The organism is Ruegeria sp. G5, from assembly GCF_056533365.1.
Genome location: NZ_JBQFOK010000005.1, coordinates 93,065 through 112,833 on the forward strand (window position 1 = coordinate 93,065; position 19,769 = coordinate 112,833).

General features: G+C 56.7%; 18 protein-coding genes and 1 riboswitch. Of the genes, 10 read left to right on the top strand and 8 right to left on the bottom strand.

Annotated features, from left to right (window positions below; all coding sequences use genetic code 11):
* Window positions 1-26 precede the first annotated feature (26 nt).
* Both ftsY and ACR0BD_RS10700 read right to left on the bottom strand, forming a co-directional pair.
* Complete coding sequence (gene ftsY / locus ACR0BD_RS10695) at window positions 27-1,166, bottom strand: signal recognition particle-docking protein FtsY (RefSeq protein ID WP_480830299.1); 1,140 nt, start codon at window positions 1,164-1,166, stop codon at window positions 27-29.
* Window positions 1,167-1,224: 58 nt separating this feature from the next.
* The gene (locus ACR0BD_RS10700) at window positions 1,225-1,863 is read right to left on the bottom strand and encodes a lysoplasmalogenase family protein (RefSeq protein WP_480830300.1); all 639 of its coding nucleotides are present in this window, start codon (window positions 1,861-1,863) and stop codon (window positions 1,225-1,227) included.
* A gap of 144 nt (window positions 1,864-2,007) precedes the next feature.
* On the opposite strand from ACR0BD_RS10700, the gene ACR0BD_RS10705 reads away from it, so the two are divergent.
* A complete protein-coding gene (locus ACR0BD_RS10705) occupies window positions 2,008-2,388 on the top strand; it encodes a hypothetical protein (RefSeq protein WP_480830301.1) in 381 nt (126 codons plus the stop codon).
* 10 nt (window positions 2,389-2,398) lie between these two features.
* Here the strand turns inward: ACR0BD_RS10705 and xseA are convergent, their stop codons facing one another.
* Window positions 2,399-3,892 (bottom strand): exodeoxyribonuclease VII large subunit, encoded by a 1,494-nt coding sequence (xseA, locus tag ACR0BD_RS10710; RefSeq protein WP_480830302.1) that lies wholly within the window; start codon window positions 3,890-3,892, stop codon window positions 2,399-2,401.
* A 75-nt stretch (window positions 3,893-3,967) separates the two neighbouring features.
* Here xseA and purD point away from each other — a divergent pair, with 75 nt between their 5' ends.
* Window positions 3,968-5,230, top strand: a complete 1,263-nt coding sequence (purD, locus tag ACR0BD_RS10715; protein WP_480830303.1) for a phosphoribosylamine--glycine ligase — start codon at window positions 3,968-3,970, stop codon at window positions 5,228-5,230.
* A gap of 92 nt (window positions 5,231-5,322) precedes the next feature.
* Here the strand turns inward: purD and ACR0BD_RS10720 are convergent, their stop codons facing one another.
* Together ACR0BD_RS10720 and ACR0BD_RS10725 are read right to left on the bottom strand one after the other, a co-directional pair.
* Window positions 5,323-6,051, bottom strand: a complete 729-nt coding sequence (locus ACR0BD_RS10720) for an FG-GAP repeat domain-containing protein (RefSeq protein WP_480830304.1) — start codon at window positions 6,049-6,051, stop codon at window positions 5,323-5,325.
* A gap of 62 nt (window positions 6,052-6,113) precedes the next feature.
* Window positions 6,114-6,437, bottom strand: coding sequence for a 2Fe-2S iron-sulfur cluster-binding protein (locus ACR0BD_RS10725; protein ID WP_298388772.1), 324 nt, complete (start codon window positions 6,435-6,437; stop codon window positions 6,114-6,116).
* A gap of 127 nt (window positions 6,438-6,564) precedes the next feature.
* Here ACR0BD_RS10725 and ACR0BD_RS10730 point away from each other — a divergent pair, with 127 nt between their 5' ends.
* The 3 genes from ACR0BD_RS10730 (at window position 6,565) to ACR0BD_RS10740 (ending at window position 9,029) form a co-directional block, all read left to right on the top strand.
* Window positions 6,565-6,954 (top strand): OB-fold nucleic acid binding domain-containing protein, encoded by a 390-nt coding sequence (locus ACR0BD_RS10730; RefSeq protein WP_480830305.1) that lies wholly within the window; start codon window positions 6,565-6,567, stop codon window positions 6,952-6,954.
* Between the two features lie 246 nt (window positions 6,955-7,200).
* Window positions 7,201-7,980, top strand: coding sequence for a hypothetical protein (locus ACR0BD_RS10735; protein ID WP_480830306.1), 780 nt, complete (start codon window positions 7,201-7,203; stop codon window positions 7,978-7,980).
* A 230-nt stretch (window positions 7,981-8,210) separates the two neighbouring features.
* Window positions 8,211-9,029: a DUF2189 domain-containing protein gene (locus ACR0BD_RS10740; protein ID WP_480830307.1), complete on the top strand. Its 819-nt coding sequence runs from the start codon at window positions 8,211-8,213 to the stop codon at window positions 9,027-9,029.
* Between the two features lie 61 nt (window positions 9,030-9,090).
* On the opposite strand, the gene ACR0BD_RS10745 is transcribed toward ACR0BD_RS10740, so the two are convergent.
* Window positions 9,091-9,780, bottom strand: a complete 690-nt coding sequence (locus ACR0BD_RS10745; RefSeq protein WP_480697733.1) for a glutathione S-transferase N-terminal domain-containing protein — start codon at window positions 9,778-9,780, stop codon at window positions 9,091-9,093.
* 129 nt (window positions 9,781-9,909) lie between these two features.
* A riboswitch (SAM riboswitch) is annotated at window positions 9,910-9,987 on the top strand.
* A 65-nt stretch (window positions 9,988-10,052) separates the two neighbouring features.
* Between ACR0BD_RS10745 and metZ the strand changes: the two genes are divergently transcribed.
* Window positions 10,053-11,243: an O-succinylhomoserine sulfhydrylase gene (gene metZ, locus ACR0BD_RS10750; protein ID WP_480830308.1), complete on the top strand. Its 1,191-nt coding sequence runs from the start codon at window positions 10,053-10,055 to the stop codon at window positions 11,241-11,243.
* A 173-nt stretch (window positions 11,244-11,416) separates the two neighbouring features.
* Window positions 11,417-12,520 (top strand): GTP cyclohydrolase FolE2, encoded by a 1,104-nt coding sequence (gene folE2, locus ACR0BD_RS10755; protein ID WP_480830309.1) that lies wholly within the window; start codon window positions 11,417-11,419, stop codon window positions 12,518-12,520.
* Between the two features lie 321 nt (window positions 12,521-12,841).
* Here folE2 and ACR0BD_RS10760 read toward each other — a convergent pair whose 3' ends face one another.
* Window positions 12,842-13,831 (bottom strand): hypothetical protein, encoded by a 990-nt coding sequence (locus ACR0BD_RS10760; protein WP_480830311.1) that lies wholly within the window; start codon window positions 13,829-13,831, stop codon window positions 12,842-12,844.
* Between ACR0BD_RS10760 and ACR0BD_RS10765 the strand changes: the two genes are divergently transcribed.
* Both ACR0BD_RS10765 and ACR0BD_RS10770 read left to right on the top strand, forming a co-directional pair.
* On the top strand, window positions 13,830-15,278 hold the full coding sequence (locus ACR0BD_RS10765; RefSeq protein ID WP_480830313.1) for a TrkH family potassium uptake protein: 1,449 nt from the start codon (window positions 13,830-13,832) through the stop codon (window positions 15,276-15,278). The two genes, ACR0BD_RS10760 and ACR0BD_RS10765, sit on opposite strands and share 2 nt — an antisense overlap.
* The gene (locus ACR0BD_RS10770; RefSeq protein ID WP_480830315.1) at window positions 15,278-16,852 is read left to right on the top strand and encodes a thiamine pyrophosphate-binding protein; all 1,575 of its coding nucleotides are present in this window, start codon (window positions 15,278-15,280) and stop codon (window positions 16,850-16,852) included. The genes ACR0BD_RS10765 and ACR0BD_RS10770 overlap by 1 nt, the downstream gene beginning before the upstream one ends.
* A gap of 50 nt (window positions 16,853-16,902) precedes the next feature.
* Here the strand turns inward: ACR0BD_RS10770 and ACR0BD_RS10775 are convergent, their stop codons facing one another.
* On the bottom strand, window positions 16,903-18,636 hold the full coding sequence (locus ACR0BD_RS10775) for a serine protease (protein ID WP_480830317.1): 1,734 nt from the start codon (window positions 18,634-18,636) through the stop codon (window positions 16,903-16,905).
* A gap of 203 nt (window positions 18,637-18,839) precedes the next feature.
* Here ACR0BD_RS10775 and ACR0BD_RS10780 point away from each other — a divergent pair, with 203 nt between their 5' ends.
* A complete protein-coding gene (locus tag ACR0BD_RS10780; RefSeq protein WP_480830319.1) occupies window positions 18,840-19,769 on the top strand; it encodes a glycine--tRNA ligase subunit alpha in 930 nt (309 codons plus the stop codon).

Consider the following 19,769-nt stretch of genomic DNA (forward strand, 5'->3'; position numbering starts at 1 on the left):
GCCCCCCACACCCCCCGAGGATATTTTTAGCCAGATGAAGTTTCGGACCCTGTTGCGAGACCCGTTAATGCGGCAGCGAATTCTTCGGGGTCGAATGGGGCCAGGTCGTCGATTTGCTCGCCAACGCCGATGGCGTGAATGGGAAGGCCGAATTTGTCAGCCAGCGCGACCAGAACGCCGCCTTTGGCGGTGCCATCAAGTTTGGTCATGACCAGGCCAGACACATCTGCCAATTTACGGAAAGTGTCCACTTGGCTAAGGGCGTTCTGGCCTGTCGTTGCGTCCAGCACCAATAGGGTGTTGTGGGGCGCAGTATCGTCCACTTTGCGGATCACGCGAACGATTTTGGCCAGCTCTTCCATTAGGTCAGCCCGGTTCTGTAAGCGGCCGGCCGTGTCGATCATCAGAAGATCTGCGCCTTCGGATTGTGCTTTTGTGAGGGCATCGAAAGCGAGTGATGCGGGGTCGGAACCTTCGGGGGCCGTCAGAACAGGAACGCCCGCGCGGTCACCCCAAACCTGCAATTGCTCCACCGCGGCGGCGCGAAATGTGTCTCCAGCGGCGATGACGACCTTCTTTCCTGCAGCTTTGAACTGACTGGCCAGTTTGCCGATCGTGGTCGTTTTGCCAGAGCCATTTACGCCGACGACCAGAACGACCTGTGGCCTTTTGGGGTAAAGCGGCATCGGTTTCGCAACAGGCTCCATCACCCGAGCGACCTCTTGCGCAAGCAACTCCTTGATTTCCTGTGTCGACAGTTTTCGACCATAGCGCCCTTCGGCCATGTTGGATGTGACGCGCAGCGCTGTGTCCACGCCCATGTCTGAGGCGATCAGCAGCTCTTCGAGCTGTTCCAGCATGTCGTCGTCCAAAGTGCGGCGGATGACGGTTTTGGGTTCACTTCGTCCAAAGAAACGGCCCAAAACGCCTTGCGCTGGTGCGGGGTCGGCTGGCGCAGGTTGGGGCGTGGGGGTGGTTGCTTGAACGGGCGTATCGGCAGGTTGCTGTTTCTCGGGTTCTGGCTGCGGTTCGGTTGGCAGCTCGGGTTCAACAGGCTCGGGGGCCGACGATTCCTCACCGCCATCTTCGATGATCTCATCCAGCCCCTGTTCGAGGCGCGACGAGGATTTGAAGAGTTTGTCCTTGAGCTTTGAGAAAAACGCCATTTTTGGTCTCCGCAGGTGTTCCCTTCACCTAATGCGGAATTGCGGCAGTTGCAAAGGGTCACAGGAATGCGAAAAGCAACCCGGCTTGTGCGCCCCAATAAAGTGGCCAAACCAAATATGGCGTGACACGCAATGCGGGGTGACCGGCGGGCAGAACAAACTTCTCGGCGGCCAGGATAAGGTCGGATGCAATGAAAGCCAGCGCGGCGGGCAAGGCCAGCCCAAGGGCACCTTCGCCCGGTAAGGCCAATACAGTGACTCCCATGCCCAAGATGATGGGAATGTAACCTAAAACAGGCAACGTCAGATCACCTGCGCGTGGTACCAAAACGCTTGCTGCCACGATGCCGAGAATGATCAGAGACCAGAAAACCCCGGGGTGGTCCAGTATCATGGCGAGGTCTGCAGACGGTCGTGTGACGAACAGTACAATGTATGCAATGTGACCTGCTGCAAAGGCACCGATGCCGGCCATGAACGTCTTGTCCGTCTCACGAGAGAGCAGCGCGTCCCCAAGAGCGCAAAGCCCCAGAGCTGCAGTTAGCAGAATGGGTGCCCCTTGGTAAAGAGCAACCAAAGCCAGAACGCCGACAGAAGCTGTTTTCAAGGCTGATCGCAAAAGCGTTGCTGATTTGGGCGTCATTGGCAGATAGGCCAACGCACAGGCCGCTGCAATTAAAGTTAAGACTGTTGCCAACGTTCTGTCCCGTTCGTTTCTGCCAGGTTCGCAAAAATCACTAAACGAATTCAATATATTACGTAAGGGAAGGCAATTGTGACGCAATGGTAATTGGCTTAGCGAGGCTTCATCTGACAGAATACGGCTATGCTAAAACACGTCATGATTCTTCTGGCGCTTTCCACGCAAACCGCGGGTGCGCAATCGGCCCTCACAGGCGCTGAGTTCGATGCTTATACACGCGGAAAAACGTTGTTTTACGGCTTTCAAGGGCAGGTCTATGGCGCGGAACGGTATCTGCCAAACCGACGTGTGATTTGGTCTTTTCTGGATGGCGAGTGCAGAGAAGGCATCTGGTACGAACGCGACGACCAAATCTGTTTCATTTACGAGGACAGATCTGATCCCCAATGCTGGGTTTTCACGCGATCGGGCGGGGGGCTCATCGCTCAGTTCGAGGGCAATCCGGATCAGACTGAGCTGTACGAAGCTGAAAATATCGATGAAGAGATGGTCTGTTATGGACCGGACGTCGGCGTTTGAACGACCCTGCTTAGAACAACGTGCCTTGATCCGGTGCGTCCTTTTTAGCGGGCTTCCTTGCGCTGGTCTTTTGGGGTGATGACGGGCCGGTAGCCAGAAGGCCGTCGGCGAATTCAATCTCGAAAGCGGTATGTTTCGTTGCTTGCGCTTTGGTTGTCAGAACCTGACCTTCGGCCCGGACCACGGCATATCCGCGGTCCAAGGTCGCTTTGTAGCTCAGGGTTTCGCGCAATCGATCCATTGCCTCGAGGTTCTGACGCATGCGATCCAACCGCGTGGATTGTGCGGCGTTCATACGCTCGGACAATCGGATCAGGTTTTGGCGTTGTTGTTCGATTTCTCGCTGGATTGGACGCAGGGACAGGCGGGATGAAAGGTTTCGTATGGCGTCTTGTCGCGACGTGATCAGGTTCTGCAGGGTCGAAGGACGCAGATGCCCCGACAGTTTCACGACTTGCAGACGGCGATTTTGGATCCCCCGATCCAGTGCAGGTGTCAGACGGTCTGCAATTAAATCAAGGCGTTGCCGTGGAGAATTCAACAGGCTGTCTGGGCGTGGTAAAGCGCGCGATAGATCCCGCAGACGTTGAGAACGACGCTGAACGGCATCTGATGCTGCCCGCGAAAGCCGTGCGCCTTGTTCTCCGGTCCACGCAAGAAGCTCCATACGAACCGGTACCGCCAGTTCGGCTGCGGCGGTGGGCGTTGGGGCGCGGCGGTCAGAAACGAAGTCAATTAGCGTGGTGTCCGTTTCGTGCCCAACCGCTGAAATCAATGGGATGGCCGAGGCTGACGCGGCGCGCGCCACAACCTCTTCGTTGAAGCCCCATAGGTCTTCGATTGATCCGCCGCCTCGGGCAACGATGATGAGGTCAGGGCGAGGTAACGCTCCGCCGGGGGACAGTTGGTTAAACCCCTGAATTGCGTTTGCTACCTCGGGCGCGCAGTTGGCACCTTGTACGGCCACCGGCCAAATCAGCACCTTTCGCGGAAACCGATCCCGCAGGCGGTGCAGGATGTCGCGAATCACCGCACCGGACGGCGATGTTACGACACCGATAATCTGGGGCAGGTAGGGCAGTGGTTTCTTGCGCTCGGGTGCAAAAAGACCTTCGGCCTCCAGCTGCTTTTTGCGCTTTTCCAACAGCGCCATAAGTGCGCCTTGTCCAGCAACAGCGACTTCGTCGACGTTCATGTTGTACTTGGATTGGGCACCGAAAGTGGTGAGACGGCCGGTTACGACGACCTCAAGCCCTTCTTCGGGTACAACGGAAAGACCCGCGACCTGTCCTTTCCAAGTGGTGCAAGCCAGAACGTTCCGGTCATCCTTGATGTCGTAATACAGATGACCCGAACGTGCCTTGAACACGCGGCCCACTTCTCCGCGCACACGGATTCGGCCAAAGGCACCTTCGAGGGTGCGCTTTACCTCGCCCGAAATGTCCGAAACCGAGTATTCGGGGGTGTTTTGGCCGGGGATTGGGTCATCAAGCAGATCGGACATTTCAGCGCCTTGTGTCAAATGCCTACCCAGCTTAGAACGCGCGGCAGGCGAGGCCAAGCAGATCGGAGAGCAGTTATGAATATCCTCATTCTCGGCAGTGGAGGGCGCGAACACAGCCTTGCATGGGCGGTGATGCAAAACCCGAAATGCGATCGTCTGATCGTGGCCCCCGGTAATGCCGGAATTGCCCAGATCGCAGACTGCGCAGCGCTGGATATCGAAAACGGTGGTGCCGTTGTAAGCTTTGCCGAAGAAAATGCGATCGACTTTGTGATTGTCGGGCCCGAAGCGCCGCTTGCAGCAGGTGTCGCGGATCGCCTGCGTGAGGCGGGAATTCTTGTGTTTGGACCTTCGGCTGAAGCAGCTCGGTTAGAGGCATCCAAAAGCTTTACCAAGGAAATCTGCGATGCTGCGGGCGCTCCGACCGCTGCTTATGCGCGATTTACCGAAGCAGCGCCCGCCAAGGATTACATCCGCGCGCAGGGGGCACCTATTGTGGTCAAGGCCGACGGCCTTGCGGCAGGCAAAGGTGTTATCGTGGCGATGGACGAACAAACTGCCCTTGACGCGATTGATGACATGTTCGGCGGTGCCTTTGGCGGCGCAGGCGCAGAAGTTGTCATTGAAGAGTTCATGGATGGTGAAGAAGCTTCGTTGTTTGTGCTGTGTGACGGAGAGAATGTTCTATCTGTCGGCACAGCGCAGGATCACAAGCGCGTCGGTGAAGGTGACACCGGCCTCAATACTGGCGGAATGGGCGCCTATTCCCCGGCACCTGTTTTGAGCGCCGAAATCGAAGAACGCGCGATGGCGCAGATCGTGCGACCCACGATTGAGGAAATGAAACGTCGGGGAACACCATTTCAAGGCGTCCTCTACGCCGGATTGATGATCAAGGACGACCAACCGCGTTTGGTTGAATATAACGTCAGGTTCGGTGACCCGGAATGTCAGGTCCTGATGATGCGTCTGGGTGCCCAGGCGATGGACCTGATGCACGCCGCGGCAGAGGGGCGGTTGGCCGAGGCGCGCGTGAACTGGGCGGATGATCATGCACTGACCGTCGTTATGGCGGCAAATGGCTATCCTGGCTCATACGAAAAAGGCAGCGTGATTGGTGGTTTAACGGCACTTCCCGAAGACAGTGGGAATATGGTGTTCCACGCTGGCACCAAAGAAGCCGAGGGCCAAATTCTGGCCGCAGGCGGTCGGGTTCTGAACGTAACCGCGCGGGGCAACACCCTTCAGGAAGCGCGAGACAATGCCTACGCGATGGTTGATGGGGTTGACTGGCCTCAGGGCTTTTTCCGTCGCGATATTGGTTGGCGGGCTCTGTAATTCTATTGCCGGGTTGTGCCCGTCTTGATTTTTAGGGCGAGGGGCCAGCCCCTCGCGCACCCCGAGATATTTTTAGCCAGATGAAGGCCGGATCAGCAGGTCAGCGCGTTTTTTAGGTCGTTGCGTTTTCTGAGAGGTCCGAGATCGGTGGTAAGCCAGCCGTTTTGGTAGGAGACGCTGACGATAGTGCTCCAGTCCGCACTGGCGACAAGCATCTCTGGGCCGTTGCCGCAATCTCGGATGCCACCAGAGATGAAGTCCTCTCCGATCTTGTGGTTTGTCAGGCCAGGAAGGGAAGCGATTTCGTTAAGCGTACCATCTTTGAAGCGCCAGATACGTAAGGTTTTGGCTAGGTGGGGGCGGTCAACATAGGCGACTTCGATATATCCGTCGCCATCTAGATCGGCTGCGCCTATCGGGGCGAGCCAGCGGAAACGGGTACCGATATGCGGCGTAGCGGCGATCTTTTCTCCGCGGGCGTTGTAGATTGCCAGTTGCGCGCCTTCGTGCACGCTGGATTCCACGACGATCACTTCGTTTGTACCATCAAGGTCGACATCGGCAAGGCGTGGTTCTAGGTCCTCGAATACACGATCGAGGGGAAGCTTGACGGATTGTGTTGTCCATTCATAGACCGGATGCAGTCGGAGTGGTGCTTGAAATGAGGCATTTTCGATCCGCATCTCGAGTCCGCCATATTCGACGAAGTCCCCTAACACGCCATGTGCGTAGCGTGTGGTTGGGGCGATGAAATGGGCACGCACAACAGTATCTGAAGCAGCTAGGGGTATTGACCCCGCCAGCCACAGGCACAAAGCCATCCATGCGCCGCGAACCTGACCTCGCCAGAGGCGACTAGTTAGGCGCGGCGCTTTGGACCACATCAGATTTGCTTTTCCGGCATTTGAACGACCAGTCCGTCCAACGCGTCAGTGACCTTGATCTGGCAGGTCAGGCGTGAGCGGGCAGGGTCGGGCTCGTAGGCAAAGTCCAGCATGTCTTCTTCCATGTCGTCTTTGGCCGGAACTTTTTCGACCCAGTCGGGGTGGATGTAGACATGACAGGTCGAGCATGCGCAAGCGCCGCCGCAATCGGCCTCGATGCCGGGGATGTTGTTGTCACGGGCCCCTTCCATGACGGTCAGTCCGTTGGCGACCTCGACTGTATGCTCGGTACCGCCGTGCTCGACATAGGTGATCTTTGCCATTGCGTGCGTCTTCCTTTTTCGATGTTCGAAACCTTCCTTAGTCAAGGCATTTAGGTCTTTCCACCCTCATTTGCGACTCGACATGCCGCGACTGGACATTCTTGATGTATGTTCTATCTTTGTTCCTATGCTTGTTGCGCCTGTTCGCCCCGCAGTTTCAAACCGAGACTGGCCACGCCCGCCTGCGTGCCTTCCTGCCAACCGGCTGGATGATCCGCCCGAGGGCGCGCGGGTCACCGTTGCGGGGCTGGTTATCCTGCGGCAGAGGCCGGGAACGGCCAAGGGCGTGATCTTTGTCACGCTCGAAGATGAGACGGGTATCGTGAACGTGGTTGTCTGGCGCAAAATTTACGAACAATTCCGCCGTGCAGTGATCTCGGGGCGATTGCTAAGGGTCACGGGCCGCATGCAAAGGGCACATTCAGTAACCCATGTAATCGCGGAAGAGATTGAGGATATCTCGGGGATGTTGGACGTGTTGGTGCGAGGGGAAGAGCAATCGCCCCAAGGCAAGTGAGCAGAAAACACCCAAGCGTCATGGTTTCGCCAAGGTTGAATGTAATCCAGTCACAAGTTTGACAGGTATTACATTATGAAAAACAAATATTTGTACCGCATATTTCGACTGCGGCGCCTGATATTGCTAAGTTTGTTTCTTCTATTCGTGCCATGGGCTGTCGGGGTCAAACTCTTTGGTCATTCCGCACTCTTGGCGGATCCCAAAACGCAAATCGTGACAGCCTTGTGTGGTGTATGTGCAATCATGTCGTTGGTTCTCATTTATCCGCGAGTCTGGTGGGAGACGGTCACAACGGCTTTGATGCTTGGGATGACGTTAATGCTCTTGCCGGTGATTGAGATGTTGCCCGATCTTGCGCCAACGCAGAATCAAGGGAAGGCTGCTGCCTGGACGATTGTCGGAACGGTTCTAGTTAGTTTTTTCCTATGGCTCGGCCTGAACTGGTTGCCCAGTGTTTTTCTGCATGTTCCCATTGATTTGCGGGAATGGAAGTCACGCACCAGATACCCCATCCCCGCACAGCGTGCCTTTGACATTCTGAAGACAAGACCTGACAGCTATAGCGGAAAATACAAAACCGGCCCGGTGGGGGATGATGGGTTATTCACGGTCTCGATGAACATGAACACGGTAAATCCCGAAACCTGGGACCCGGAGAACATGGAAATGCTCTATAGATGCAAGATCGAGCAAGAGAGCGGCACGAGTCAGGTTATTTCGACGTATTACATGGTCGAAGGCGAAGCGAATGTGGATGTCGAACGCCTTAATGTTCGCAGCGAAGGGCAGACCGCGATTTGTGAAACGGTTACAATCAGAAGCCGATGTAACCTTTACGAAGATTTGGGTTATTGGGTGCAGGATTTCGGAGCGGACCATTTGCATGCCAGATTGGATGCCGCCGAAGGTTTGCCCTCGGTTGCACTGGTCGATTTGCCGTATGTGTCGCCATTGGTCGGACTCGCACGGTTTTTCGAGCAGTTTAGTGACGATCCGCCTAGTAAAAGCGGCGGGTCTGCCTAGTAATCTGCCAAAAATCGTTTGTCTTTGAGGCCAAAAGGCGATTCCTCTGCGCGAACAGGCTGCGCCGCGATTGCTTGTTTAATGGTCATAGAACAAGTCGACATTCAGCACGCTGTACGTCTGAAACCCACTCTTGCCTTGCCCAAAAGTCAGCGCTGATGCACAGTTTCGAAATCGGGATGTTAGCGGCATCGAATGCCTGCTACGCCGCGATTGGGGAGGAATGCGTCATGACATCCAAAACCGCAGGTTCCACACCGCCGGAAAACCTGGCACCACCGCAGCCGGACAGGTACAGCGTCAACACGATCACTGCAGATGATATTCGCGCGTCGCTAAAGGCCGGATTTTCCGATTTTCTGGCGCGCCCGGTCATGAGCGGCTTTTTCGGCCTGTTCTATGCAGTGTTTGGAATTCTGATAGTGTGGGTCATGGTTTGGCTGGGCAAGATCTGGATGATCATTCCCGCCATTGTGGGCTTTCCGCTCATCGCGCCTTTTGCGGCTGCAGGGCTATATGAGATGTCGCGTCGATTGCAAAAAGGCGAGGATTTCGGCTGGTCTGACATTCTGACCGTCATGGCAGATCAACGTAAGCGCGAAATGGGCTGGATGGCTTTCGTTACACTATTCATCTTCTGGGTTTGGATTTATCAGGTCCGGCTTTGGCTGGCGATTATCTTGCAAAACGCCTCTTTCTCGGATTTCGATGGGTTTTTGAACTCGGTCTTCTTTACGCCGCAAGGCTGGCTGTTCCTTCTCATAGGCACCGGAATTGGCGCCTTTTTGTCGGCGGTTTTGTTTTCGGTCACTGTCGTTGCCATGCCCATGCTTCTGGACCGAGAGACAAATTTCATAACCGCAATGCTCACCTCGCTGCGGGCCGTTAGCGAGAACCCCGTGGTCATGTTGACTTGGGCTGCCATTATCTCGGCCACCATGCTGTTGTCACTGGTGCCGGCATTTTTGGGACTGATCTTCACCCTGCCAATACTTGGGCACACGACATGGCATCTCTATCAGCGGGCTGTTCCGCCGACAGAGGAATGATTTGAGCCGTTAGCTCTCTGGCCCAGAGGTAACCGTTGACAGGTTCAGTCTGCGACGATGCTCATCGCTTGAACAAATTGCTCTGCGATTGCTTGTCTCGGTGATCTCCGCGCAAATCCGCATGCAGGGCGCGCCCCGCCTGAACACCCGGACGCGCGCTGACGGTTTCCAGCCAACGCGTGAAATGGGGTTTGTCTTCCAGCACCTGTTGTTGACCTTCCCAAAGGCTTGCCCAGCCCCAAATTGAGATATCGGCGATGGAATAGAAATCGCCCGCGACGTATTCGTTTTCGGCCAGTCGCCGGTCGAGAACCCCGTAAAGCCGCCCGACCTCGGTGCGGTAGCGATCTTTGGCGTAGGGCAGATCCTGCGGTGGCTCCAACTGCGGCGCGTATTTCAGGAAATGATGTGCCTGACCTGCCATGGGACCAACTCCACCCATCTGCCACATCAACCATTCTTCGACCGCGATCCGGTCACGCTCGGTCTTGCCATAGAACCGGCCGGTTTTACGGGCCAGATACATCAGGATGGCACCGCTTTCGAAGACGGAAATCGGTTCACCGCCCGGGCCATCTGGATCAACGATGGCTGGCATCCGGTTATTGGGCGCAATCTTCAGGAATTCGGGATCGAACTGGTCACCCTTGCCGATATTAATCAGGTGGGTGGTGTAGGGCAGCTCCATCTCTTCCAAGGCGATGGACGCCTTCCAGCCATTCGGCGTGGGCCAGAAATACAGATCAATCATGGTCTCTCCTCAAGTTGAGGCGATCATGAGGGTTTCAGGCGGTTGGGCAAGGGGCAGGTGTAAAGTGTTACGAAACCGTGACTGAACCCACAGCGGGCTTGACGCCTTCGCAAGTGCAGCGTAAGGCCATCGGTACTACGTGGCGATTTGTTACCGGATTGCGGGCCACGCTAAACATCACCGCTAAAAGGTCAGGATGAAAGGCCCCTTTCGCTTGACCGCGTCTGGGGTTTTTTTGATGCCCTTGCCAGACAAGGGTCGAGAGGATTGAGATGAGCGAGAGCTGGAACAAACGCACCCAAGCCGTCCATGGCGGTATCCGTCGCAGTCAATACAACGAAGTATCCGAGGCGATCTTTTTGACCCAGGGCTTCGTTTATGAAAACGCCGAACAGGCCGAGGCGCGGTTTATTGAGACCGGACCGGATGAGTTCATTTACGCCCGTTATGGCAACCCGACCGTGTCGATGTTCGAACAGCGTATTGCCGCGTTGGAAGGCGGCGAGGACGCTTTTGCGACCGCATCGGGCATGGCAGCCGTAAACGCGGCCCTGACGGCCATGTTAAAGGCTGGCGACCACGTGGTTTCTGCCAAGGCGCTGTTTGGTTCGTGCCTTTATATTCTCGAAAACATCCTGACCCGCTACGGGGTCGACGTGACGTTTGTCGACGGAACAAACCTGGATGAATGGAAAGCTGCAATTCGCCCGGAAACCAAGGCGGTGTTCTTCGAATCCATGTCGAACCCCACGCTTGAGGTCATTGATATCGAAGCCGTTTCCGAGCTGGCGCATGCGGTCGGCGCGACAGTGATCGTGGATAATGTCTTCTCAACGCCCGTGTTCTCGCGCGCGATCCAGCAGGGGGCCGATGTCGTCGTCTATTCGGCCACCAAACATATCGACGGGCAGGGGCGTGCGCTTGGAGGAGTCATCATCAGCACCAAGGAGTTCATCCGTGGTACGATCGAACCCTACCTTAAGCATACAGGCGGCGCGCTTAGCCCGTTTAACGCATGGGTCATGCTGAAAGGCCTTGAGACGATGGCCCTGCGGGTTAACGCTCAGGCTGAGTCGGCGCAGACCATTGCCGAGGCGCTTGAAGGGCACCCGGCGCTGGAGCGTACCTTGTATCCGGGCCTGAAAACCCATGCGCAGAATGCGCTGGTCCACAGTCAATTGGGCGGTAAAGGTGGCACGGTTCTGTCGCTGGACATCAAGGGCGGCAAAGAAGCTGCGTTCAAGCTCCTGAATGCAATGACGATTCCGGTGATTTCGAACAATCTGGGTGATGCCAAATCGATTGCCACCCATCCCGCAACGACCACGCATCAGCGCCTGACGGACGACCAAAAAGATGAGCTTGGCATCACGCCCGGCCTGATCCGCTTTTCGGTGGGTCTTGAGGATGCAGGCGATCTTCTTGCCGATATTGAACGCGCATTGGACGTTTCTCAGCAGTAAACGTCGCGTCAAGGCTGCTAAAAGCCGGATCAAAGGACCGTGTGTGGGGTGGTAAATTGCTCATCCCGCACCGAAAATCGATCCGGGCTGTGTTTTCCGGCGTATACGGATAAACTGGAAAACGCGCCCAAGCTGTATATAGTCCGGCGACCAACCCCGAGGAACCCTGATCGATGAACGTGCACCCCCGTGACATTGACGACGCCCCCGACCATGATGAGGCCGCCGCAGCACTGAAAACGCTGCGCAAATGGGCCGTATCTGCGACCGATGCCGAGATCAGCCAGCTTGATCCTGCTATTGCGCGTCTGGTGCCGGGATTGGTTCCTGAGAATTATCCGTCTTTGTCGCGCGATTACCCCGAAGGGTTTAAGGTTGACGCGGCCTATCGTGCTTCGTTGCCGGATCTTCAGAATGGGCCATCCAGCCTGATCCGTGGTGCCAAACAGCAGATCCAACATGTCGGCATCTCGAACTTCCGTTTGCCGATCCGGTTTCATCGGAAAAACGGTGAAGACCTGACACTTGAGACCTCTGTCACCGGGACCGTCAGCCTGGAGGCCGAAAAGAAGGGCATCAACATGTCCCGGATCATGCGCTCGTTCTACAAGCATGCTGAGCGTACATTCAGCTTTGAGGTCATCGAGGCCGCGCTGGACGATTACATGAACGATCTGGACAGCTTTGATGCGCGCATTCAGATGCGGTTCTCGTATCCGGATAAGGTGAAAAGCCTGCGCTCGGGGCTGGAAGGCTACCAGTACTATGACATCGCGCTGGAACTGGTCGAACAGAATGGCGTGCGTCAGAAGATCATGCACCTGGACTATGTCTATTCATCGACCTGTCCGTGTTCGTTGGAATTGAGCGAACATGCCCGGTCAACGCGTGGCCAGTTGGCAACCCCGCATTCGCAGCGCTCGGTTGCGCGAATTTCTGTCGTTCTGGATTGCGACGCAGACTGCCTGTGGTTCGAGGACCTGATCGCGTTATGTCGCAGGGCAGTCCCAACCGAAACTCAGGTCATGGTCAAGCGTGAGGATGAACAGGCCTTTGCCGAGCTGAACGCGGCAAACCCCATTTTTGTTGAAGATGCGGCCCGCCTGTTCTGCGCCGAGCTTTTGGCGGACCACCACATTGGCGACTTCCGCGTTGTTGCAAGTCATCAGGAAAGCCTGCACAGCCATGATGCGGTGTCCGTTTTGACAGAGGGTCCTACATTCGTCTCTGCCAGTCTGGACCCACGGTTGTTCACCACGCTCTTTCACGTTGGGTGAGCTAATTTAGCCTCAGAACCAGCCTTCAGGCACGTTTTTGCCGCAGTGCGGCAATAATTGCTGCGCACGCACATTCTTTCAAGTAGACTGTGCATGACTGCAGCCGTGGCAAAGGCCGCTTTCCAGCGGTTACTGCTACTCGTGAAGGACGCTGAAACGTGCGACGCTCGATAGTGCACGACATCGCATCCCGCCTGAGAAATTGGGCGGGACAGAGCTCTTCTCTCCGTTCCCGGCTGTGTCGTTTTCAGAGGAGAAATAGCGTATGAACCCCATTACCCAGCCGCTGGAGTTTCAGGCGGCCGCCATTCGCATGGCTGGCTACGCGGTCAGCAACCAGATGAAAATAATGCAGATTATTGCCACCTCGGCATTAGAGCTGCCATTTGTTCCGGTACATGCTTTGCACATCTCATCGGCTGCGCCTGCGCCGACACCTGCAAAGCCTGCGGTCAAGCCAAAAGCCCCGGCCACCAAGCCGGTCGCTAAAGCGAAACCAGCCCCGGTTGCAAAGCCCAAAGTTGCCAAAGCCGCGGCACCGGCGGCCAAAACGGTGTCCGAATCGCCCAAGGCTGCGCCAGCAAAGGCGACCGTGGCAAAGGCGAAGACGGTCCGTGCAGCGCCCAAACGCGCCACGCCGACCGCGAAAGCTGAGGTTGCCAAACCTGCGGCGCGGGCAGGGCGCACTCCGGTTGCGAAACCGACCAAGCCCAAGGTTGCCACTCCGAAGCCTGCAGTTGCCAAGACGGTCGCTCCAAAAGTCGCCACGGAGAAAGCGCCGGAAGTTAAGCCAGTCGCTCCGAAACCAGCTGCGGCGAAGCCAGCAGCCGCGAAAACTGCTGCTCCAAAACCTGCGGTAACGAAACCGGCTGCTCCTAAGCCAGTGGCCAAGACCGCAGCTCCGAAACCGGCTGAACCTAAGCCGGTGGCCAAGACCGCGGCACCGAAACCGGCTGCTGAGAAAGTGGCAGCACCCAAGACGGCAACGGTTAAAACGGCGCCTCCTAAACCAGCCGCGGCCAAAGCCGCGCCAAAGCCAAAGGCGGTGAAAGCTCCGGTTATCAAACCGGCTGTGAACAAACCTGCAGCACCCAAAGCCACCGTGACCAAGGCCGCTGCGCCGAAACCGGCTGCCAAGACCGTCACGCCAAAGCCTGCAGCGCCTAAGGCGGCCGTGTCTGAGGCACCTGTGCGACGAACGCGAGCGCCATCTAAACCGCCTGCGATGCCCTCTCCGGCAAGCAAAACAGGAAAGTAAATCCAGGCACCTGCTTGACTCGGTCGTGTTGGCACGCCAACGCTGCGCCTCATGACGGACATGCGCCCGGTTGGATATGTGATTGGCCTTTTGGTCGCCATTCTTGGGGCGACCATGTCGCTACCCTTGCTTGCGGACCTCATCGAGGGCCGCGGCGAATGGCATGTCTTTCTGGAAAGCGGTATCATAACCGTCCTGACAGGTGTCATCCTGGCGATGAGCTGTTCGAACGGTGTGGGCGAAGGGCTGACCATTCGCCAGACGTTCTTGCTGACCACTGGTGTTTGGGTGGCCCTGCCTTTTTTCGGCGCGATCCCGTTCCTGTTCGGCGAGACCGAGCTGCGTTTTGTTGATGCCTATTTCGAGGCGATGTCTGGCCTGACGACAACGGGGTCGACCGTGATTTCGGGGCTAGACGACTTACCGCAGGGCTTGCTGCTGTGGCGCGGTGTGTTGCAATGGTTGGGTGGCATCGGCATCATCGTTGTCGCCATGGTTTTCCTGCCCGAGCTACGCGTCGGGGGCATGCAGATCTTCCGCTCGGAAGGTTTTGAAACAATGGGGAAAATTCTGCCTCGCGCGCAAGAGATAGCGGGGCAGATTTCGCTGATCTATGTTTTCCTGACCTTTGTCTGCGCGTTGGTATATGCGGGTTTTGGCATGTCGTTCTTTGACGCCGTGGTGCACGCAATGACGACAATCGCGACAGGCGGGTTTTCGAATTATGATGCGTCGTTCGCTACGTTTTCAGGCCCGACCGAATATGCCGCATCTGTCTTCATGATTCTGGCGGCCTTGCCATTTGTGCGCTACGTGCAGCTGGCGAATGGTCATACAAGCTCGCTTTTGAGGGACAGCCAGATTCGCACTTTTCTGGCGACGATCATGGTTTTGGTCATTATCATGACGATGTTCTTGCTGGCGGTTTTCCCACATCATTGGGAGAAAGCATTCCGAGAGTCGCTGTTCAACATCACCTCGATCATTTCCGGGACGGGTTATGCCAGCGTCAATTACATGACTTGGGGTAGTTTTCCCGTGATGGTGTTCTTTTTGGTTGGCCTGATCGGTGGCTGTGCTGGCTCAACCGCTTGTTCGATCAAGGTTTTCCGATACCAGTTGCTGTTTGCGTCGATCAAAACCCAAATTCGGCGCATCCGCTCTCCGCATGGTGTGTTCATGCCGCTCTATGATGGGCGGCCGATCGGCACGGATGTTCTGACCTCGGTCATGAGTTTCTTCATGTTCTTCGTGTTGTCGATGGGCATTCTGGCTTGGGCGTTGGCGCTGACTGGGCTGGATTTTATCACTTCGGTCTCAGGTGCAGCCACGGCGTTGGCGAATGTCGGACCGGGCCTTGGCGATCAGATCGGTCCTGCAGGAAACTTTGCCGGGCTGAGCGATACGGCCAAGTGGTTGTTGTCCATCGGAATGCTGGTGGGACGTTTAGAACTACTGGCAGTCTACGCGCTATTTACCGTTCAATTCTGGAGAAGTTGATGAAAAGACCCCTTGGCGCGCAGATCTCGCACATGCTCAGGGACCGAGGCGTGGACGTCATTTTTGGCATTCCCGGCGTGCATAACCAAGAGATGTATCGCGGTATCGAAGAGGCCGGTATTACCCACGTTCTGGCGCGCCACGAACAAGGCGCCGGGTTTATGGCCGATGGATATGCGCGGGCAACGGGTAAACCCGGCGTGGCTTATGTGATTACGGGGCCGGGTCTGTGCAACATCATGACACCGATGGGGCAGGGCTATACGGATTCTGTTCCTATGCTTGTTCTGTCCTCGTGCCTCGACGAAACGCAGGTTGTGCAGGGTCAGTTACACCAGATGAAAGATCAGCGCGCAGCGGCGGACACCGTGGCCGACTGGTCCCTTCAAGCGAATACAGCGCAGGCAGCCTACGGCCTAGTCGAGCGCGCCTTTGAAGAGTTCGAGCTGTCCCGACCGCGACCGAAACATATCCAGATCCCGATCGCGCAGCTTGAAACCGAGGCCGACCCAGCCCCGTTCCCCAATCAGCCGGGGTTGCGCACAAAGGCGTTGCCACCAGATGTCGCGCCGGTTCTTTCTATGTTGAACATTGCGCGCCGGCCGCTGTTTATTTTGGGTGGTGGGACGCGGTCGAACCTGTGGCGGCAAATTCTGACCCAATTGGGGGCTGCGTGCTTTACCACATATGCGGGTCGCGGGTTGGCTGGTTTGAACTATCCGCTGGATTTCGGAGCATACCTGCCGCGTCCCAGCAGTGTGGACGTCATTGCCTCCGCCGACCTGGCCATCGCAGTGGGGGCTGAACTGGGCGAAGTCGATCTGTGGCGCGATAAGCTGGGGTATAGTGGAAATCTTGTCCGCGTGGATATCGACCCTGTGGTGCTATCCGATCATCACCGGGCCGCGGTCAAGCTGCAGGCGGATGGAGAGAGCTTTGCCCACGCGTTGTGGAGCTCAATTGACCATGTAAAGCCGTCCTCTGGCTGGACGCCGGAAGAGGTCGCGCAGGCACGTGCCCGGTGGCGCGCGGAGGTTGATGCCGAAAGACCCGGTCTTGTGCCGGTTATCGATGCGCTGCGGGCGGCGATCCCCGCCGACTGTATGATTTATTCGGACATGACACAGTTTGCGTATGTCGCAAAAGAAGTCTGGGATATGACCTTTCCGTACCATTGGCATCACCCAACGGGTTTCGGAACACTTGGGTATGCTTTGCCTGCTGGAATAGGCGGTGCGGTTGCGCGCGCTGGTAAGCCTACGGCGGTAATCGCCGGAGATTATGGTTTTCACTACACCATGATGGAGCTGGGGGTCGCGGTCGAGCTTGGTCTGTCTTTGCCGATCATCCTATGGGACAACGGCAAACTGAAGGAGATCGAGGACAGCATGGTCCGTGGTCAGATTGCCCCTAATGCGGTCGTTGCGCGAAATCCCGATTTCTGCAAACTGGCTGAGGCGTTCGGTGCTTTATCGGCGGCACCCACTAATCTGGACGAGATGCAGCAAGCTGTAAGGGCGGCCTTTGATGCGCCGGTTCCAACGCTAATCCGGATCACACCGGACATCGTCTGAAACAAAAAAGCGCTGCTTAGCCGACGGCGCTTTTTTGTATGAAGCATTGGTTAATCCCAACAATGCACCAGAACAGTCATCCCTGTAGCGCGCCGGTTCAACTCATTAGGTGAGATTTGCGTATCGGATTGGCTGGACTGGCCAGAGATACCAGCCTTGCCCAGAATCTCGCTCAGGCGAGCGGCGGTTGCTGCCAAACTGACCGAAGCGGGCAGGGTGCGTCCTTCGGATGGGGTTGGCAGCAGCATACCCACGACATGCCCCGCATCATCAAAGACCGGGCCACCTGCGTCTCCGGGTTGAGCGGCAAGTGCAAGTCGCTTGACCCCTTCTTCGCCATTCAGGCCGCGCACATCAGCGATTTGTCCGTATGTCAGAGTAGGAGCGCCCAAAGCCCCTTGGTACGAAAAGCCGGATACCGCCACCTCGGATTGGATGCGGGGGATATCCGCGCTGAATTCAGCAACACTCAGCGGTGCAAGATTGGTTCGGGGGCGCAGGACGGAAACGCCAAGATCGGCGTCACTCCACGCCACTTGCAGTTCCTGATCGCCGTCAAGGGTTACGCGCGTGCAGCTATTGGTGGCTTCCGCTACGGTCAGCACAGTTCCATTTGCATCCGCGAAGAACCCTGACCGCGACAGGCGAGGTTTGCGGATTTGCAGCCCAGAGACAAGGTCAATCCGCTGTTCGGCGTCCGCACCGGCGGCCGAGTCCAAAACAGCGTCATTCACCGCAAAGCTGGCCTTCATCGCCCCCAGTATGCGTTTACGGCGCGCTTCGTCGCCGTCTGGCCAAACCAAAGTAAACCCTTTGATCTTGCCGTCGTTCAAACGGGCTTCGGTATAAGACACAATGCCATTCCCGCGCCCTTCGAGCACAAAGCTGTCACCGCGCAGCTGTCTTTGACCTTCCAGTGGGACAACTTCCAGCGATTGCATAACCTCATACAATGCGCGCAACGTGTCTTTGTTGCCTTGCTGACTGATCAACAATGCGCTTGCACCCAAATCGGACGTGCTGTCGAAATGCGCAAAAGGCGCTTCGTAGCGCGAAAACGCAACGGCACCCAAGGGCAGATCGATATCAATCCCCGCCTGTGGGTCCACGTGTCGTGCCATCCCAACACTGATCAAGGGGGCGTTGAAGTCGTCCATAAGTGCCCTGCGTTGTGCAGTGGTCAGGACGCCAGTTGCCTCAAACCCGTTGAAACGCTGCCAGTCGCCCATTGAACGGCGGGTGCCTTGCCCAAACGCGCCATCAATTGTCGAGTTGTAAAAACCCGCCGCTTGTAAGGCCGTCTGCAGCGCTTTGCGTTCTTCTGCTGTCAAAAGACGCTCGCTTTGCAACGCTTCAGCGCGGGTTTCGTCGGTCGGTTCCGCTGACAGTCCGACCACGGGTTCTTGTGGTTGCGGCTCGACCGGGGGGGACACGACACCACGGTCCAACAGGTTTACGCCGACAGGCCAGAACTGCTGGCCGAGTGTATTTGAAAAGGTTATGTAACTGTCCGAAGGTATCTGCCCCTCGGCCCTGTATACGCGCAATACCTGCTCGGCATCGCTGCGTAAATACGGACCAATAACAATGGCATACCAGCCAGAGTTCAGACGAAATCCGTTCACATCCGGCAAGATGCTTGCGTAAGCCTGCGCCCGATCCTGAGCCTCGCTCAGAGAAGGTCGTGCCTCAACCTGAACCCAAACGCCCGCGTCTTGTTGGGCGATGACGGCGCGCGCGCCAAATAGAAAAAGAAACAGAATTGCCGAAAATAAGCGTGTCATTGTCTGCCCGTGTCCGCGGTGTTTTAGCTTTGCCGCAGACTACGCGATTTGGGGTATTGAACGCCATGCCAAGAACGCGGGGAATTTCCAGTGTGGCGGCGCAGTGACAGCTAGAGCACACTGGCCCGTTGACGCCCCTTGGCCCCTTGCATAGGAAGGGCAAAACCCAACGGAACCGGCGCCTGTGCGCCAAAGGGAATGACATGACCGAACCGTCCAGCGCACCACGTTCATTTCAGGAAATAATCCTGCGGTTGCAAACCTATTGGGCCGCCAAAGGCTGTGCGATTCTACAGCCTTACGACATGGAGGTCGGAGCAGGCACTTTTCACCCGGCGACCACGTTGCGTGCGTTGGGGTCCAAGGCTTGGGCAGCCGCCTATGTGCAGCCGTCGCGCCGACCTACAGACGGGCGGTACGGTGAAAACCCAAACCGGCTGCAGCATTATTACCAGTATCAGGTGTTGATCAAACCCAGCCCGCCGGACTTGCAGGAGTTGTACCTGGGGTCGCTTGAAGCCATCGGCATCGACATGGACCTGCACGACATCCGCTTTGTCGAGGACGACTGGGAAAGCCCCACGCTTGGTGCATGGGGCTTGGGCTGGGAGGTCTGGTGCGATGGCATGGAAGTAAGCCAATTCACCTATTTCCAGCAGGTAGGTGGCCATGATTGTGCACCCGTGTCCGGCGAATTGACCTATGGTCTGGAGCGTCTGGCAATGTACGTCCTTGGCATCGACCACGTGATGGACATGCCTTTCAATGACCCGCAATCGCCTAATCCTTTGAAATACGGGGATATTTTCAAGCAGACCGAAGAAGAGTATGCGCGTTGGAACTTCGACGTTGCCAACACCGAGGTGTTATTGCGTCAATTTGAAGAAGCCGAAGCGGAATGTGCCGCTATTCTGGGGCAGGAGCATGACGATCCCAAAACAGGCAAGCGCATCGTGATGGCACACCCGGCCTATGATCAGTGCATCAAGGCCTCTCATATCTTCAACCTTCTGGACGCACGGGGTGTGATCTCGGTAACAGAGCGTCAGGCTTATATTGGCCGGGTGCGGGCGCTGGCCAAGCAATGCGCTGATGCGTTCGTCATGACCGAGGCCGCCGGGTTCGAGGCCTGA

Excerpts from the sequence above, each read along its gene's own strand:
- ftsY (WP_480830299.1), bottom strand. The coding sequence starts at position 1,166 with ATGGCGTTTTTCTCAAAGCTCAAGGACAAACTCTTCAAATCCTCGTCG.
- ACR0BD_RS10705 (WP_480830301.1), top strand. The coding sequence starts at position 2,008 with ATGATTCTTCTGGCGCTTTCCACGCAAACCGCGGGTGCGCAATCGGCC.
- xseA (WP_480830302.1), bottom strand. The coding sequence starts at position 3,892 with ATGTCCGATCTGCTTGATGACCCAATCCCCGGCCAAAACACCCCCGAA.
- purD (WP_480830303.1), top strand. The coding sequence starts at position 3,968 with ATGAATATCCTCATTCTCGGCAGTGGAGGGCGCGAACACAGCCTTGCA.
- ACR0BD_RS10720 (WP_480830304.1), bottom strand. The coding sequence starts at position 6,051 with ATGGCTTTGTGCCTGTGGCTGGCGGGGTCAATACCCCTAGCTGCTTCA.
- ACR0BD_RS10725 (WP_298388772.1), bottom strand. The coding sequence starts at position 6,437 with ATGGCAAAGATCACCTATGTCGAGCACGGCGGTACCGAGCATACAGTC.
- ACR0BD_RS10730 (WP_480830305.1), top strand. The coding sequence starts at position 6,565 with ATGCTTGTTGCGCCTGTTCGCCCCGCAGTTTCAAACCGAGACTGGCCA.
- ACR0BD_RS10735 (WP_480830306.1), top strand. The coding sequence starts at position 7,201 with ATGTCGTTGGTTCTCATTTATCCGCGAGTCTGGTGGGAGACGGTCACA.
- ACR0BD_RS10740 (WP_480830307.1), top strand. The coding sequence starts at position 8,211 with ATGACATCCAAAACCGCAGGTTCCACACCGCCGGAAAACCTGGCACCA.
- ACR0BD_RS10745 (WP_480697733.1), bottom strand. The coding sequence starts at position 9,780 with ATGATTGATCTGTATTTCTGGCCCACGCCGAATGGCTGGAAGGCGTCC.
- metZ (WP_480830308.1), top strand. The coding sequence starts at position 10,053 with ATGAGCGAGAGCTGGAACAAACGCACCCAAGCCGTCCATGGCGGTATC.
- folE2 (WP_480830309.1), top strand. The coding sequence starts at position 11,417 with ATGAACGTGCACCCCCGTGACATTGACGACGCCCCCGACCATGATGAG.
- ACR0BD_RS10765 (WP_480830313.1), top strand. The coding sequence starts at position 13,830 with ATGACGGACATGCGCCCGGTTGGATATGTGATTGGCCTTTTGGTCGCC.
- ACR0BD_RS10760 (WP_480830311.1), bottom strand. The coding sequence starts at position 13,831 with ATGAGGCGCAGCGTTGGCGTGCCAACACGACCGAGTCAAGCAGGTGCC.
- ACR0BD_RS10770 (WP_480830315.1), top strand. The coding sequence starts at position 15,278 with ATGAAAAGACCCCTTGGCGCGCAGATCTCGCACATGCTCAGGGACCGA.
- ACR0BD_RS10775 (WP_480830317.1), bottom strand. The coding sequence starts at position 18,636 with ATGACACGCTTATTTTCGGCAATTCTGTTTCTTTTTCTATTTGGCGCG.
- ACR0BD_RS10780 (WP_480830319.1), top strand. The coding sequence starts at position 18,840 with ATGACCGAACCGTCCAGCGCACCACGTTCATTTCAGGAAATAATCCTG.